The 14257-nt window shown below is 48.7% G+C and carries 20 protein-coding genes and 1 pseudogene; 12 read left to right on the forward strand and 9 right to left on the reverse strand.

The window, feature by feature from the left end:
• Positions 1 to 113, forward strand: a pseudogene (locus U8U01_RS07795) (IS5/IS1182 family transposase); the annotation flags it as partial.
• A gap of 18 nt (positions 114 to 131) precedes the next feature.
• On the opposite strand, the gene U8U01_RS07800 reads toward U8U01_RS07795, so the two are convergent.
• From U8U01_RS07800 to U8U01_RS07810, 3 genes are read right to left on the reverse strand one after another with little or no spacing between them, the layout of a single operon-like run.
• Positions 132 to 266, reverse strand: coding sequence for a hypothetical protein (locus U8U01_RS07800; protein WP_322173128.1), 135 nt, complete (start codon positions 264 to 266; stop codon positions 132 to 134).
• Positions 263 to 538: a HEPN domain-containing protein gene (locus U8U01_RS07805; protein ID WP_304433273.1), complete on the reverse strand. Its 276-nt coding sequence runs from the start codon at positions 536 to 538 to the stop codon at positions 263 to 265. The genes U8U01_RS07800 and U8U01_RS07805 overlap by 4 nt, the downstream gene beginning before the upstream one ends.
• Positions 531 to 872, reverse strand: coding sequence for a nucleotidyltransferase domain-containing protein (locus tag U8U01_RS07810; protein WP_304433272.1), 342 nt, complete (start codon positions 870 to 872; stop codon positions 531 to 533). Before U8U01_RS07810 ends, U8U01_RS07805 begins: the two co-directional genes overlap by 8 nt.
• Before the next feature lie 199 nt (positions 873 to 1071).
• Here U8U01_RS07810 and U8U01_RS07815 point away from each other — a divergent pair, with 199 nt between their 5' ends.
• The 6 genes from U8U01_RS07815 (at position 1072) to U8U01_RS07840 (ending at position 6755) form a co-directional block, all read left to right on the forward strand.
• Positions 1072 to 2322, forward strand: a complete 1251-nt coding sequence (locus U8U01_RS07815) for an AIR synthase related protein (RefSeq protein ID WP_322173130.1) — start codon at positions 1072 to 1074, stop codon at positions 2320 to 2322.
• A 30-nt stretch (positions 2323 to 2352) separates the two neighbouring features.
• Positions 2353 to 3141 carry an ABC transporter permease gene (locus U8U01_RS07820; RefSeq protein ID WP_322173132.1) on the forward strand — a complete coding sequence of 263 codons (789 nt, stop codon included), beginning with the start codon at positions 2353 to 2355 and terminating at the stop codon, positions 3139 to 3141.
• Between the two features lie 13 nt (positions 3142 to 3154).
• Positions 3155 to 3964: an ABC transporter permease gene (locus U8U01_RS07825; RefSeq protein WP_322173134.1), complete on the forward strand. Its 810-nt coding sequence runs from the start codon at positions 3155 to 3157 to the stop codon at positions 3962 to 3964.
• A gap of 23 nt (positions 3965 to 3987) precedes the next feature.
• Positions 3988 to 4974: an ABC transporter ATP-binding protein gene (locus tag U8U01_RS07830; protein ID WP_304433267.1), complete on the forward strand. Its 987-nt coding sequence runs from the start codon at positions 3988 to 3990 to the stop codon at positions 4972 to 4974.
• Between the two features lie 298 nt (positions 4975 to 5272).
• Complete coding sequence (locus U8U01_RS07835; RefSeq protein ID WP_322173136.1) at positions 5273 to 5563, forward strand: hypothetical protein; 291 nt, start codon at positions 5273 to 5275, stop codon at positions 5561 to 5563.
• The gene (locus U8U01_RS07840; RefSeq protein ID WP_322173138.1) at positions 5538 to 6755 is read left to right on the forward strand and encodes a tyrosine-type recombinase/integrase; all 1218 of its coding nucleotides are present in this window, start codon (positions 5538 to 5540) and stop codon (positions 6753 to 6755) included. The genes U8U01_RS07835 and U8U01_RS07840 overlap by 26 nt, the downstream gene beginning before the upstream one ends.
• A 551-nt stretch (positions 6756 to 7306) precedes the next feature.
• Here the strand turns inward: U8U01_RS07840 and U8U01_RS07845 are convergent.
• The gene (locus tag U8U01_RS07845) at positions 7307 to 8239 is read right to left on the reverse strand and encodes a hypothetical protein (protein ID WP_322173140.1); all 933 of its coding nucleotides are present in this window, start codon (positions 8237 to 8239) and stop codon (positions 7307 to 7309) included.
• Positions 8240 to 8400: 161 nt separating this feature from the next.
• On the opposite strand from U8U01_RS07845, the gene U8U01_RS07850 reads away from it, so the two are divergent.
• Positions 8401 to 8715: a DUF6431 domain-containing protein gene (locus U8U01_RS07850; protein ID WP_322173142.1), complete on the forward strand. Its 315-nt coding sequence runs from the start codon at positions 8401 to 8403 to the stop codon at positions 8713 to 8715.
• Positions 8716 to 8976: 261 nt separating this feature from the next.
• Here U8U01_RS07850 and U8U01_RS07855 read toward each other — a convergent pair whose 3' ends face one another.
• Positions 8977 to 9288, reverse strand: coding sequence for a hypothetical protein (locus tag U8U01_RS07855; protein WP_322173143.1), 312 nt, complete (start codon positions 9286 to 9288; stop codon positions 8977 to 8979).
• Positions 9289 to 9776: 488 nt separating this feature from the next.
• Here U8U01_RS07855 and U8U01_RS07860 point away from each other — a divergent pair, with 488 nt between their 5' ends.
• From U8U01_RS07860 to U8U01_RS07870, 3 genes are all read left to right on the forward strand, one after another.
• Positions 9777 to 10211, forward strand: a complete 435-nt coding sequence (locus U8U01_RS07860; RefSeq protein ID WP_322173145.1) for a hypothetical protein — start codon at positions 9777 to 9779, stop codon at positions 10209 to 10211.
• Positions 10212 to 10234: 23 nt separating this feature from the next.
• On the forward strand, positions 10235 to 10567 hold the full coding sequence (locus U8U01_RS17565) for a plasmid mobilization protein (RefSeq protein ID WP_437124388.1): 333 nt from the start codon (positions 10235 to 10237) through the stop codon (positions 10565 to 10567).
• A gap of 156 nt (positions 10568 to 10723) precedes the next feature.
• Positions 10724 to 11059 (forward strand): MerR family transcriptional regulator, encoded by a 336-nt coding sequence (locus tag U8U01_RS07870; RefSeq protein ID WP_367575610.1) that lies wholly within the window; start codon positions 10724 to 10726, stop codon positions 11057 to 11059.
• Positions 11060 to 11065: 6 nt separating this feature from the next.
• Here U8U01_RS07870 and U8U01_RS07875 read toward each other — a convergent pair whose 3' ends face one another.
• The 3 genes from U8U01_RS07875 to U8U01_RS07885 form a co-directional block, all read right to left on the reverse strand.
• Complete coding sequence (locus U8U01_RS07875; RefSeq protein ID WP_437124389.1) at positions 11066 to 12058, reverse strand: IS30 family transposase; 993 nt, start codon at positions 12056 to 12058, stop codon at positions 11066 to 11068.
• 166 nt (positions 12059 to 12224) lie between these two features.
• Entirely contained in the window at positions 12225 to 12416 is a 192-nt protein-coding gene (locus U8U01_RS07880) for a ribbon-helix-helix domain-containing protein (protein WP_322173150.1), read from the reverse strand.
• Positions 12417 to 12536: 120 nt separating this feature from the next.
• The gene (locus U8U01_RS07885) at positions 12537 to 12779 is read right to left on the reverse strand and encodes a helix-turn-helix domain-containing protein (protein ID WP_322173151.1); all 243 of its coding nucleotides are present in this window, start codon (positions 12777 to 12779) and stop codon (positions 12537 to 12539) included.
• A gap of 120 nt (positions 12780 to 12899) precedes the next feature.
• Between U8U01_RS07885 and U8U01_RS07890 the strand changes: the two genes are divergently transcribed.
• Positions 12900 to 13427: a hypothetical protein gene (locus tag U8U01_RS07890; protein WP_322173153.1), complete on the forward strand. Its 528-nt coding sequence runs from the start codon at positions 12900 to 12902 to the stop codon at positions 13425 to 13427.
• Positions 13428 to 13481: 54 nt separating this feature from the next.
• Here the strand turns inward: U8U01_RS07890 and U8U01_RS07895 are convergent, their stop codons facing one another.
• Positions 13482 to 14243, reverse strand: coding sequence for an N-acetylmuramoyl-L-alanine amidase (locus tag U8U01_RS07895; protein WP_322173155.1), 762 nt, complete (start codon positions 14241 to 14243; stop codon positions 13482 to 13484).
• Positions 14244 to 14257: the final 14 nt, after the last annotated feature.

Below are 14257 nucleotides of genomic sequence, written 5' to 3' on the forward strand. Positions count from 1 at the left end.
TCCTTCTTCTCAAAAGATGGCGCGGTATTGCTACGCGCTACGCCAAAAACGCCTCTTCCTTCGCCGCCGCTGTCCAGATCCGTTGTATTGCTATTTGGCTCCTTGTTTATTGACGACGCCATCTATTGGAGCTATAGCTGCTTTTCCCCTGTCTGCAAATAAGCACAAACAGCCGCATAAAAGTCCGCAGCACCCAGTAACTGCTCTTTAGCATCCTCGGCAGATACCAGGAAGAAATCTTCATAATCGCTTTGGTTGCGAATCAAAGATGCTTGTCCGACAATGCTGGATAGATCTTTCGAGAATATGCCGGGTTTAATATATTTTCCTTGAAATGGGAAATCACACCGGAATGTTTCTTATAATCAACGCCTTCCAACGCAAGAACAGCCCTCATACTATGGAATATCGTGTAATAGGAGCGATTAACGCAGTCTTTGTACCGGGCATTTTCGTAAAGGAGTTGGGCAGTTTTCAGGGTCTCTTTAGCCGCCTCAATTCTATAGTTGGAAAGCTCTCGCCATTTGGTATCAGGCATATAACTGCACCCCTTCGTTGTGGATGTTCCAATAATATGGCAGCACATTTTGATAATTCTGAAAATCTGTAAAAGGAATAGCGGTAGGCGAAACGGTGATCCCATAGGTTAGGCTCAGTTCAGAAGAAATCTCGCCCAATCGTGCAAAGGCTTTATGGAGTGTTTCCCGGGAACAGTCCACAAGTGCGGCGACATCCACATCAGATTCTTCGTCAGGGTTTCCCCGAGCGTAGGAACCGTATAAAATGACCTGCCGAAGAGAATCGCCAAATAACCTGCGATACTCTGAAACCAAATCGGTGGTTAGTCCATTTAACTGCTCAGCAGTACACATACACGTTCCCTCCTCGACTTTTGTTAAATTTAGTATACCATAGATTATGAAAATACACAAGTGGGTTATTTGCAGGGCCTAAATGTCATCAACTCTACCCTCAGTTGAGTTTTCTCCCTCAAGCACTACAATCTCGTTATTGTGAAATCGCCTCCTCTCGACTATAATATTACCATACTGCCGAAAGGAGGTACCAACCATGCTCGACAGCCAAAAAATATCCGCCTTCCTTGCTCTAAAGCGTAAGGAACTCGGTATGACCCAAGTGGAGATAGCGGACAAGCTGAAGGTTTCCTACCAGGCTGTGTCCAAGTGGGAGAACGGCGCCGTCCCCAGTGTGGAGGTGTTGGTAGAGCTGGCCCGGATACTGAATGTTTCCGTGGACACCCTGCTCAACGGCGGGGACAGGATAACCTATGACCAGACCGAGGTTGACCTGGTACACTTCGCAGATTTAAGGCAGAAGATAGCCGCCCAACTGACCATAGGCGACCAGCGCGTCCTTAACAAGCCCGCCATGCCTACTGTACTCTATGATTTCCAGTTCCCCGATATAGAATCTCCGGTGCTGGTCATGAGTCCCGGATGGTACGGCTCAAAATGTAAGCTGGCCGCCCGGTATGGATATGGCGAATCTGCGGGCCACGACATTGTAAACGATTTGGTAAGCAATGTCCTTTCTATGGGCGCAAGGCCGCTGGCTGTTACCGACTGCATCGCCATGGGCGAGGATAACGAGGATGTCCTGCTGTCCATTGTCAAGGGAATTTCGGACGCCTGCAAGGAAAACGGGTGCTCCTTTATCGGCGGCAGCACCCGTATCCACTCGTTCACGGTGCAGAAGGGGGCTTATGAAATTTGTGCCAATGTTGTGGGCGTTGCGCCAAAAGGGGGCCTTCTGGATGGGAGCGCGATCCGCAAGGGCGACGTGATACTGGCCGTGGCTTCCAATGGCCCGCACACCACGGGCTACACGTTGCTGGGCATACTCTTGGAGAAAATGCCGCTTATAAAGAAAGAGATGGTGGCCGGGGAGACTTTCCTGGAGCAGATCATGAAGCCCCACGCCTCCTATTACAAAGCCCTATCTCCTCTGCTGGGAAGGGAAGATGTGCACGGCATGACCCACATCATCTGCCACTATGGCCTGGAGAGCCATATGGACGAGATAATCCCAGAGGGCCTGTGCGCAGAGATTGATTTGAGCAAGGTGCGTCTCTTGCCAATATTCCGCCACATCAAAAAAATGGGGAATATTTCTGAATCGGATATGCTCTCCTCCTATAACTGTGGGATGGGGATGTGGCTGGTTGTGGCAGAGGAAAGCGCTGGAGAGATTGCAAAAATCGTGGGCAGATATTATGACTGCTATGAAGTCGGCAGAATCATAACAGAAAGTCCGAAATCGGGAAATGTGATTTACAAGGGAGAAATAAGCTGGTATAATTAAAAAATCAACCCAAAATGAGGAGGGGTGCAAATGAGAAAATATTGGCTCGTATTCAAAAAGTCCCTGAAGTCAGAGCTTACCTACCGCGCGGCAGCCCTATGGGGAATTGTCGGCGCGGGGCTCAGCTTTCTGATTCAGATATTTCTATGGCAGGCGCTTTTAAGCTCTGGGGTGCGCAATGATATCAGTTTCCCGGATATGCTGCTGTATGTGCTTATCAACTCCCTTGTGCTACAGTTGACCCGCGCCAATGTGGCAGGAGTGATAGAAACCGCCATGATAGACGGTACCATTTCCATGGAACTGCTGCGGCCTATCTCCTACAAGGGATATATGCTGGCCCATACCCTTGGCAAGAACATCTACGGAGCGTTGACCGCGACTCTGCCAATCTTGCTCCTGAGCCTGTTCTTCCTCTCCGGGGCGGTGCTGCCGGATCTGGTACATATCCCGCTGTTTCTCCTGTCCGCGTTGCTGGGAATTGCTTTGAAGTTTGAAGTGACATATCTGGCCGGGCTGACAGCGTTTTGGCTGCAACGCTGCTGGTTTATCCGCTTTTACCTGACCGGGTTGAGCAGCATATTCGGCGGTACGATGGTACCTATCTGGTTCTACCCGGAATTTTTGAAAACTCTGAGCTATTGGCTGCCCTTCCGCTATGTGACCTTTGAACCCATCAACATCTTCCTGATGAAGACTTCGGTAGAACAGGCGTGGGTTTCTATTCTGGCGGCGTTGCTGTGGCTGATAGGGCTAAGTATAGTGGACAAGCTGGTTTGGCGGGCGGCAACGAAGAAACTGACCGTCAACGGCGGCTGAGAGGAGGGGAAACATGAGAGATTTCCGGCGGCTGTTCAGCAGCTTTTTCAAGGTGGCCCTGCGTAGGGAGATGGCCTACCGGGGCACGTTTATAGCCGGTATCATAGGCCAGTGGATCAGCTATGGGGCGACATTTCTGGGCATATACATTATGGTTTCCAGCTTTGATATTTTGGGCGGCTGGAACGGCTCCGAGGTGCTGATGCTCTATGGGCTGTCGGTCATGTCCTACGCAATCGGAGCATCGTTCTTTTATAATTTTTCTAATGGACTTGCAGGGCGCATCCGTTCCGGAGAGTTCGATGCATCACTGACAAAGCCCATCCACCCATTTCTGCACGAAGTGTTTTCGGCAGGGTACAATGTGGGTTATATCAGTCATTTTACCGTTTCACTGGTCATCATGGTGATCGCGCTTTCCCATACAGACTTTATCCCTACTGTGCCAAGCCTGCTGTTTTTGCTTTCGGCAGTGCTAGGCGCGTCACTGGTGCAGGCGGCGGCACTGATCGCCTCCTCCACCATGAGCTTTTTTACGGTGGGGAACAACCCTATTGCAGATTTTCTGCTGTGGGATGTGAAAGAGTTCACCAACTACCCCATTACGGTTTTCCCCAAAGGGATACAGTTTGTGCTTACCTTTATTTTGCCCTTTGCGTTTATGAATTTCTACCCGGCCGCTGCTCTGCTGGGAAAATCTATCCCAGAGGGATACCCGGCTATACTTCCATACCTCAGCCCTCTAGTGGGAGCGCTTGTATTTGCGCTGAGCATTTTGCTGTGGAATTGGGGACTAAAACACTATAAGAGCACAGGCTCTTGAGAGCGAGCCATAAGGAGGCCAATATGAGCTTTATTGAAGTAACAGACTTATGTAAGGATTACCGCATCGCCAAGCAGGAAAAGGGAATCGCGGGGGCGGTCAAGTCTCTGTTCCACCGGGAATACACCGTCAAAAAGGCGGTAAAAGATGTATCTTTCTCCCTGGAAAAGGGCGAGGTCGTGGGCTATATTGGCCCTAACGGCGCGGGCAAATCCACCACCATCAAGATGCTCTCCGGGGTGTTGCTGCCCACCAGCGGCGTGGCAAAAATAGGGGATATCATCCCTTATGAGAACCGCAAGGAGAACGCCAAGCGTATTGGTGTGGTGTTCGGCCAGCGTTCCCAGCTCTATTGGGATTTGCCCATATCCGACACGTTCGATTTGTATGAGAGCCTATACTCCGTGCCACGGGAGCGGTTTCGCCAAAACTGCCAGTTCTACACAGAGCTGCTGGATATGAAAGACTTCCTGCACCAGCCGGTACGCCAGCTAAGCCTGGGCCAAAAGATGAAAGCCAACATTGCAATCGCCTTGCTTCACGACCCGGAGGTGCTGTACCTGGACGAGCCCACCATCGGCCTGGACGTGACCAGCAAGAAGGTGCTGCGGGACGCATTGAAAAATATCAACGCCCAGCGAAACACGACCATTATTCTGACCACGCACGATATGGACGATATCGAGGCGGTGTGTCAGCGGCTTATTATGATTGACCAAGGGAAAAAGCTGTTTGATGGTACGCTTGAGGATTTCCGCACCAAATATAACGATGGGTTTACTGTTAAATTGGAGTTTGATACTGTACCGCCGTCCTGGCAAGAGAGCAGCAAATACGAGCTTTTGGAGCGGGACGAGCGCCATTGGCTTATCAAATCCAAGACAGAAATGACCGCCAAGGCTGCTATGATCGACTTGATTGGGATATACGACCCTGTGAACCTTTATGTGCAGGAGGAGAGGATCGAGGATATTGTACGAAGGGCGTACGCGATGGATGAGGTGGTATAAATAGTGCTGTGGCCCCACCTACATGAGGAGCGTGTCAGGTGCTTTAGAGCAACAGTCGGAGAAGTTGAGGGGCACTGGCAAAGAACGCCATGTGAAAGCCGTGTTTGTCGAGTGGAATAATGTGGCCGCAGTAGAGCCTATAATCCTGCACAAATAGCACAGATTCTCAGTCGTCCGATTTTCAAGCAGGAGAAAGAGTAGGGGTCGTGGAGCGTCCCCTACTCGGTTCACAACGCCCGGCAACGCCGGTCGTTTCAAGGGATTACGGGATTCTTAGTGCAGAATCACAATAGGGGTCATGAATCAAAATTTGCGGAAAAAGTGGGGTTGCAACACGAAAAAATGGCGGTTTTGCGCCAGATTTTTAGGGGTCAAAAAAGGTGTTGCGGAGGGTTTGCGACTGCTTTCCGTTTTCAAGAAAGCAAGAGAGTTGTTAGCTCAAAAATTGCGCCGCATAAACAAAGAAAGAGCTTTTCAGCAGAGTAGAAAACGTAAGAAAAATGTCAGTGGACTTTCTCAGCAAGGTGTGGTATTGTGGTGTGCTGAGAAAGGAGAGCTGACAGATGGATCAGAAGAAGTTGTTGACTAACGGAAAAGCCTTTAAGCGCACAGATGACCGTTGGGGCGGTACAGTCTGGTACATGGACGAGAAAGGAGAACGTAAGCGTAAATCGTTCTCCGGTACTACCAAGGCAGAAGTCACCAAGAAGATGACCGACTACGTTGCGGCCTTTAACGATGTCTTGCAGGAGTCCGATGAATCCCGCAAAACGCTCAAGGAGAGCATGACCCACTGGCTACAGGTTTTTAAGTTTCCCTCAGTGGAGCGCACTACCTACGACCGCTGCGAATGTACGGTGGAGCACCAGATTTTTCCTCTGCTTGGTGAGAAAGTAGTAGGTGACATCACCGCCGCCGACCTTAAGGAAGTGCTGAACCACTGGATGAGTGAGGGTTATGCCTACACCACGGTGAAAAAAGTGTACATCGTCCTCAACGAGTATTTTCGATACCTGGCCCAGCAGGAAATCCTGCAAAAGAACCCCATGAACAGCGTCCCTATGATAAAGAAGTCCAACTTCATGGCTGCGCAGAACAAAGAAGACCTGCCCACACAGGAAACGGTCACAGTGTTCACGCCAGAGGAAATAGAGAAATTCAAGGCTGAGGCGTTCAGTAAATTCAGTAACGGCAAGCCGAAATACCAGCAGCCGGCGGCTTATATTCTCATGCTAAATACCGGACTCCGCACCGGTGAACTGCTTGGCCTGCTCAACAGCGACATCAATTTAGAGGGTAGATATCTTGAAGTGCGCCAGAACGTCAAAGAAGTGTGCAGGCGAGAGGGGACAGACTACGTCCCCGGCAGAGAGGTCAAAGTCGGCAAGACAAAAACGGCCACCAGCAAACGCCGCGTGCCCCTGAATCAGGCCGCAGAGCAGGCAGTAAGGGAGTTACGCCAGGAGCGCGACTTCGGCCCCACAGCGCCCCTCGTGAGCGACGAGAGGGGCGACTACACCAGGCCAGTGAACTTCCGCAAGAGGTACTACAGAATCCTCAAGGCAGCGGGGATAGAGCAGAAGGGATTACACAGTTTAAGACATCATTTTGCCACTCAACTGATAAATGGTGTGAAACAGCCCGACGGCACCATCAAAGCACTCTCGCCCCGGCAGGTGGCCGACCTCCTAGGCCACAGCACCTCGCAGATAACTGAGATGTACTATGTCAAAAAAGATACAACCCGTCTGCAGGGAATCACGGACGGGTTCAATTTCTAGCCAGAGCAAGCCAACACAGGGGAGAGCACCCCGAAATTTTGATGATTTATTGATGCTGTGCCAGACGGAAAAGTTAGAAACGGATGCGAACAGATACGAAAAAACGGCAAAATACACGCCCAGGGGAGCGGCAATCCAGACCGCATACCACCACCCCAAAACACAAGAAAAGCCCGGAATTCCAAGGAATTCCGGGCCAAGTCTGTGGCAGGGGCAGAAGGATTCGAATATTCAAAAGTGTTACCTAGTTGTGTTATATAATACCCAACTATACCATATTTTGTAGTGAAAAACGTCCTTATTTACCGTCTTTTACCTCGTAGTACCACCTAATACCTCCCGCTTAAGGGAAAAAATAAGGGAAACTTTTTGAAACCTTCGGTACAGCAGATACTCCGTTTTATACGGTAGAAATGTTCATGTCCTTTTAAGTATTCAATTTTCGTATAACAAATTTGGTAATGCTATCGATTAGTGAGAAATATTGCTTGTGAAAGATAGAAACTGGAGCCTCAACTATTTGATGGGCAGAGGAATATGTCTTCATAATTTTATTCATGGAATACTTGAGTTATATATATTGCTTGAGCACAAGTCTTTTCAGGAATAACAGAACATTCCCATACACTATTACTTCCATCAATTGTATTAAAATCACCAATATTCTCAGTTTTACACTTTCTACCATCATATGGATAAAAAAACAAAGAAAAGCTAGAAGGATTTATCTTTTCCTGGACTTCTTTGTAGTCACATTGAATATATAATTGATCAATAGTTTTTGCAAAGAAGAATGGACAAGTAAGGAATGCCCCATTTGTTTTTGTCTGGTAGACTTCTTTCATGGTAAATTCAATTGAAAGTTTTTTCATACCCTTTTGTGGGGGAATAGTACACTGTAGAAAACCTTTGAAACCGGAATGATTGTTTACCCGACAGGATGTGACTTTCTTATTAAAAGATTTATCATTAACGATGTAAGTTATAGTATGAGTTTCTTTCCCTCTAGGTTGAGAAATAAGAAAATTGATTGAGTTGGAATTACTTAAGCTTTTAAGTTCAAATGTCCAATTACACTGCAAGTCAAATGGGCCATCAGACATATGATTCCGCTTGACTGTGTATTTGTATGTTGCGCGCTTTATATGCAAATTCCCAGATTGAAACGTTTTATTATCAGATTTATTATGGTGCTTAGAAGATTCATAAATTAAGAGCAATTGTATTGCTTGTGATCTTTTTTCATCCGAGAGTAATTGCAGAACTTGTGACTTATTGGTCGTTGCATAAAGATAGTATACCAGAATAAGCAGACATAGAATTCCGATAACAGCAGTGACAACAGCAAATAGTGTACGACCAACGAAAACTGGCGTGAGGGCGCATATGATTGAAAAAAGAGTTGCCAGATATGCTAAGAAATTGCTCAAATTTTCCTTTATAAAATTGACGCATTTTTTCATTTTAATTTCCTCACTTATCATTTTAATACTTCAAGTGTGGCTGTGCCTTATCGGTAATCAACTTTACACAGTCAATCATAGGATGCACTTTTAATTACCTAATTGATTCATTATCCGTAATCATATAGAATATATAGATAGAACTCGTCCGGATTCTAACTTGGATTAAAAGGAGTTCGGGTATGATTATCAATAATGAATCAACCTGCCCCAAGTGCGGCGGGAGATTGAAATATTACGACAAAGTTCCCAGGATTGCACGGACGAAAGGTAGACACACAAAGTGGGTAACGATTCGGCGAATGCGATGTGCCAAGTGCGGTATGCTGCATAGAGAATTACCGGGGTATGTTTATCCATACAAACAGTATGAGTCGGAGCTTATTTCAGGCGTTCTGGATGGAACGATTACTCCCGACACTCTCGGATATGAAGACTATCCGTGCCAGGCGACTATGCTGAATTGGCTGGCGCATAAATCCCAGTTCCTCTTATGAATACATATTTGGAGGTTATACTATGGCTGGGAGAAACAACGAAACTGACAAAGAGATGGCAAGGCTACTGGAGCAATTTGCAAAGGAGTATCATGAAATCATGTATCGCGAGGCGTGTAAGACAATGATATTCTGTACATGCGCTATGGTCTTACTAACCTTTGGCTTTGACGGCGTTCGACAGGCAGTTAGAGAACGGAACTTCAGAAGAATGTATCAGATTAAGAAGTAAAGGAGAGGGGCCAGCACGGCCTCTTTTCTTTATTCAAAATCTGTTTTGTCATCATCGGTTTCCTCGAAGTGTTCTATCAGCTTATCTTCAGTTTGTTGAGCTTCGATATCCGTGATGGTATGTTTCTGCTTATACTCTTCAAATAAATTGTAAGCACCTTTTACCGCAAGTGGAATAAGTATAGCCAGTGCAGGAATGATACCACTCACCCATCTTTTGTTTACAGCGTTTGTTGTGAGCTGTCTCTCATGCAGCCTGATTTTTCGTATGTATTGCTGAGGACCACCATTCTGACTTGCTAAATGGGATAAATCACTATAAGGCCAACCCAAATTTGTCACCTCTTTCGCATTTAATGCAGATGCTTTTATGAAACAAATTTTGAAAGGAGTTTTTTGATAATGCTAAATAAAGTTAAGGGGAAAGTTGAAAAACATAAAAAGATAGTTAAAGCGTGTGCGTTGACGGTTGGCGTTTGCACGATACCGTATGTATCGTTCAGACTTGGCGCTCAACATGGCATTAACGTGTTCGAACGATGGCTTTTTCAATCCGATCCGGACTTGCACGAACAGGTCGATACTCTATTCAAGAAATGTTTATAGGAGCGATGAGAGCTTACGAAACGTAGACTCTTATAGTATACCATATTGTTACAAATTTATCAAGAGGGATTGTACTCCGCGAAATTCGCAAAGTCTACTGTGAAGAGAGGGTTGCCCATTGACGCTCTCTATTACTTTTTCACCGACTTCTTTTTTACTTTAGGCTCCGTCTAACCTAGAATAGAAATCGGAGGGAAACTTAAGCCGAAAGGAGCAAAAACACAATGAGTAAGAATCTGAGGCATCCGGAGCTATCGGAGAAAAATCCATACTGGATTGAGAGGCACCGCTACTACGAGCTTAAGCATTTCTGCTTGCAGTACCCTCCCTGGAAGAAGGAGTACGACATAATAGATGGGGCCAGCAAGCGCGGAGATGACCTGGGGACAGTCATTCAAATCAGCGGATATGGCGACCCCACCGCAAAAGCGGCCGAGGCAACGATCTATCTTTCGACTAGGATGGACATGGTTAAGAAAGCCGCTGCTGATTCGGACGAACTACTTGCAAAGTATCTTGTCATAGGAATTACGGAGGGATGGTCCTACGATGTACTTAAAGCTAGGTTAGAAATTCCATGCGGTAAGGATACGTATTATGACCGGTATGCCCGCTTGCGCGGCTGGGTAGGGGCGCTGCCCCTAAGACCCTGTTTTTAGAGCCGCAGAAAGGAGATGTTCATATCAATACCAGAAGAACGAAAAAGCTCAGTCTTCGGCTGAACGAGAAAGAGCACAAGAGGATTACGCGCCGAGCGAAATCTTGCGGGCTTACAAAGTCAGCTTACGTTCGCCAGCTTATCGTTGGATATGAGCCGAGAGAATCACCGCCTGCTGATTACTTAGCTATGGCCCGCGAGTTGAAAGAGATTGGTAATAATCTGAATCAGCTTGCTTTTGTGGCTAACGCCACCGGGCTGATTGATGAGGTCGCTTACTACGAGAATGTGATCCACCTGCGGGATAGCCTACGGCGCATTGAGCAAACAGTAACCTGTACAAGCTATGATAGTTAGAAATGCAAATTTTCCCTTCCTCTTGCTGCTAATGTCATAATCGCATTATAAGCTACATTTTTCGAGCGCTGTTGCCGATATTATAAAAAACAAGAAAAAAGTCTTGCTCATGACGTAACGTAATGAGTTATACTATTCGCAGGAGGTCGTTTAAGCGTGGAAAAATATAGATCTGTCCCACAGGGATATTTGACGGTGGGCGAGGTTGCAAAAAAGATGGATGTTACAGTCCGAACATTGCAGCATTACGATAAAGAAGGGTTACTCTCGCCGTCAGCCGTGAGTGATGGAGGCCGCAGACTTTATACTGACAAAGATATTGTCAAACTGCACCAGATACTGTCCTTGAAACATTTAGGGTTTTCCTTGAATGACATCAGAGACAGACTGATTCCACTAGACGATCCAGCGGATGTGGCACAAATTCTTTCAGAGCAAGCAGCTACAATACGCAATGGCAAATGTCAAGTAATTTATGCGAAAAAACTATAAAATATTTTACGCGGCGAGCCCGACGGCCTCGGAGAACACGCTCGCGGCGCTCTTAAAGCCCAAAATCCCACGAGGATAATTGTTGAGCCACGTCTCGGCGGCTTTGACCTCGGATGGCCTCACTTTATCGAAATTTGTACCTTTCGGGAACTTCCGGCGTATCATGCGGTTTATATTCTCATTTGTCCCCCGCTCGCAAGCTGTGTACGGGTGACAGTAGTAAACGACCGTCCGCTTTTTTCCTTTCCTCCGAAGGCTCCGCTCGAGGCCCTCGCAATCCGCGAACTCCGAGCCGTTGTCAAAAGTAATAGACTTGAATATCCTCGGGAAGTCCGCGCCGAAACGCCTCTCGAGCCTGTCCAGCGCCCGGACGACGCTCTTTGTAGTGCCGTCCGGGATTTTTATAATTATCTCGTTCCGGGTAGCCCGCTCGGAGAACACGAGGAGCCGCGCCTTTGAGCCCTTTTTTCCGACGACGGTATCGCCCTCCCAATGTCCGACCTCCTCGCGGGTCTCGACCTCTGGCGGACGCTCCTCAATACTCCGGCCCCGAGGAGCCCTTTTCTCGCGCACCTTTTTATACTCCCGCTTGCGCTGGCCTTTCTCCGGGAGGTCTTTATTTGTGATATGGGGGAAGATATTCCCGTCGTCTATGTACTTGTAAATCGTGGCCCGGCAAAATGTGATATGGTATTTCTCGAGATACTCCTCCTCCCGTAAAAGGGCGCACACGGCGACCGGGGAATAGTCCTCGTGTAAAATCTTCTCCTCTATGAACTCGGCGACGGCGAAATTATTCCCGATTTTAAGGGGCGCTCCCTTTGCGGCGAGCCCCTCTTGATATTTCGCCTCGGCTTTGTCGGCGCTGTACCGTATCTCCGTCGTGTAATCGCTGTTTAGGTGCTCATACTCCCCGCGCTTGATTTCCCGGTAGATGGTGGAGATATGTACCCGGAGCTCGTCGGCTATGGTCTGCTTGTGTATCTTCTGGCGGAGCATGACCTCGAGGCGGAGCCGCTTTTTATACGTCAAGTGCTCGTACTTTTTCTCTTTCTGCTTTTTCTCCGTCTTTGCCTTCTTGGTCGTGCTCTTTCTCCGCGCCATTGTCCGGCCCTCCCCTAAAAAATCGAAAAGGGGGACGGCCTCCCGTCCCCCTTGCCCTCGGTTACTGGCTCAAGAAATCCTCTATTGCCTTTTTGATAATCTGCGCTTGTGAAATTCCCTCGGCGGCGCATTTCTCTTTGAAAGCCGCCGCAAGGTCTTTCGGGACATATGCAGTAACCGCCCCGTAGGTTTTTTGATTGTACCGCCTCTTTACCGCCGAGGATGTCTCACTTTTTCTTTTTCCCTCCGTCATTCTTCCGCCACCTCCGCGAATTCTTGTTAATAAGATAGCATACTCTCGAGAGTATGTCAATAGCTTTACTCGAATTTATGCGAAAAAATCGCCCGGCGGGAGCTCCCCGTCGGGCCGTTCTCATTCTTTGCCTGTGAGCCAATCCATAGACACGCCTAAAACCTCGGCGAACGTCATTAGCTCGTAGTCGGTTATAAACCTGTCCCCGGTCTCTATCTTCGAGATAGCCTCCCGCTCGATAGTGACCCCTTGCACCTGCATACGGGCGGAGAGGTCGGCTTGTGATATTCGTAGCGTTGTGCGCCGCTGATGGATACGCTCCCCGGCGACGTTCTTTAGACCGTTATAGTCGTAAATCTTCAAAAAATTGCCCTCCCTGTGTTGTGGCCCCTTGACTGTATCATAAATATCGTGTATTCTTGTAATAAAGATTTACAAATCGGTTTTCTTTCTTACAATCTGTATTAAAGGGAGGCTTTACCAATGCGAAAGCTCAAATCGTGGGAAATCGTCTTACTTGTTATTTTCTACCCGATCGGTATTTGTGTACTGATATACCGCCTATGTAAAAAGAGCAAGCTCAAGCGGGAGGCGGAGGAGGCCCAGCGCACCGCCGCCGAGGAGCGGGAGCGGAAAGCCGCCGCCGACCGGGAGCGCCGGGCACGGGAGGAGGCCCGCCGAGCCTCTCTCGACCGCCGTATTTACCGGGTCGTTGGCGTGACCTTTGACAATGACGACGGCCCGGCTCGTAACCGTCAAGAGATACTCCGGGAGATAGCGGCAGAGGAGCCGCACCCGAGAGCATTTTCTCTTGAGGTCTACGATTTCGAGGGTGAGCCCGCCGTCGGCGTATTCTACAACGGGGAGCAAGTCGGCAATATTGCAAAAAAGGATTTGCCCGGCGTTCTCCCACTCATGGATAGATACGCGGGCCTCTCCGATTTCGCTGTCACGGGCGGCGGGGATAAGTGCGGCCTCGAGATAGCCGTCTATTTCAAGAAAAGCGCATAGCCGCCGGAGGCAAACAAAAAGCGGGCGAGGGTATCAAACCCCCGCCCGCTTTTCTTATTCCTTGTCCGGGAGGGCCTCGAGGAGTCCGGCCCGCTCGAGCGTCCGATAGAGCACGGCGGCGACCTGTTCGCGGGTAATCGGCTTTTGCCAATCGAAATTACCCGCGCCGTCCCCGGCAAAAATGCCCTTGCGCTTGCAATACTCCGTTGCGGCCTTGGCCCATGCGGAGGGATTGTCTCCCGTCCCGGCGGGAGCCGTGGGCTCGGCGGGCTTATCCGCCGCCGCGAGCCGTTTCGTTACCTCCTCCGCGATTTCCCCATGACGGCTATACAGGTATTCGCCGGGACAAGCCTTGTTTGCAAACCACCGATGAACGGTCAAAACCATTTCGTCGGCTTTCGGCGTGTAGGCGAGGGTCTTTTCCTTGTCGCCAAACCATAGGAGCCTCTTTTTCCCGTTCCTCTTGCAAATGTCGGTACATAGGTCGAGGAGGGCGGAAAAGGCGGCGGTTTTCACGGCGTATGGGTGTGCGGTATCGCTGGCGACCTCGATAGTAACGGCCCTGTGGTCGTTCGCCCCGCTCGAGGTACACCACGAGCGGTCTTTTTCCTCGACGTACATACCGATACGCCCGTCGAGGCCGATACCGTAGTTAGAGCTCGCCTCCCGGCTCTCCGGGGCGAAAATCTCCCCGATACGCTCCGCCGTACACTGTCCCACGACACAATGGATAGAGATACGGTCGATAGCGTGATTTCGCGGGCTGTTCCTGTTCGGCGAAATCCTCGTATAGTTTACTAAATTGCTGTTGCTCATTTTTTGCGCCTCCG

The organism is Acutalibacter caecimuris (assembly GCF_034335085.1).
GTDB classification, from domain to species: domain Bacteria; phylum Bacillota; class Clostridia; order Oscillospirales; family Acutalibacteraceae; genus Acutalibacter; species Acutalibacter caecimuris.

Coding starts and splice junctions, on each gene's coding strand:
- U8U01_RS07850 (WP_322173142.1), top strand. CDS start 8,401: ATGATTATCAATAATGAATCAACCTGCCCCAAGTGCGGCGGGAGATTG.
- U8U01_RS07895 (WP_322173155.1), bottom strand. CDS start 14,243: ATGAGCAACAGCAATTTAGTAAACTATACGAGGATTTCGCCGAACAGG.
- U8U01_RS07875 (WP_437124389.1), bottom strand. CDS start 12,058: ATGCTCCGCCAGAAGATACACAAGCAGACCATAGCCGACGAGCTCCGG.
- U8U01_RS07890 (WP_322173153.1), top strand. CDS start 12,900: ATGCGAAAGCTCAAATCGTGGGAAATCGTCTTACTTGTTATTTTCTAC.
- U8U01_RS07825 (WP_322173134.1), top strand. CDS start 3,155: ATGAGAGATTTCCGGCGGCTGTTCAGCAGCTTTTTCAAGGTGGCCCTG.
- U8U01_RS07820 (WP_322173132.1), top strand. CDS start 2,353: ATGAGAAAATATTGGCTCGTATTCAAAAAGTCCCTGAAGTCAGAGCTT.
- U8U01_RS07805 (WP_304433273.1), bottom strand. CDS start 538: ATGCCTGATACCAAATGGCGAGAGCTTTCCAACTATAGAATTGAGGCG.
- U8U01_RS07880 (WP_322173150.1), bottom strand. CDS start 12,416: ATGACGGAGGGAAAAAGAAAAAGTGAGACATCCTCGGCGGTAAAGAGG.
- U8U01_RS07860 (WP_322173145.1), top strand. CDS start 9,777: ATGAGTAAGAATCTGAGGCATCCGGAGCTATCGGAGAAAAATCCATAC.
- U8U01_RS07815 (WP_322173130.1), top strand. CDS start 1,072: ATGCTCGACAGCCAAAAAATATCCGCCTTCCTTGCTCTAAAGCGTAAG.
- U8U01_RS07840 (WP_322173138.1), top strand. CDS start 5,538: ATGGATCAGAAGAAGTTGTTGACTAACGGAAAAGCCTTTAAGCGCACA.
- U8U01_RS07830 (WP_304433267.1), top strand. CDS start 3,988: ATGAGCTTTATTGAAGTAACAGACTTATGTAAGGATTACCGCATCGCC.
- U8U01_RS07810 (WP_304433272.1), bottom strand. CDS start 872: ATGTGTACTGCTGAGCAGTTAAATGGACTAACCACCGATTTGGTTTCA.
- U8U01_RS07845 (WP_322173140.1), bottom strand. CDS start 8,239: ATGATAAGTGAGGAAATTAAAATGAAAAAATGCGTCAATTTTATAAAG.
- U8U01_RS07835 (WP_322173136.1), top strand. CDS start 5,273: ATGAATCAAAATTTGCGGAAAAAGTGGGGTTGCAACACGAAAAAATGG.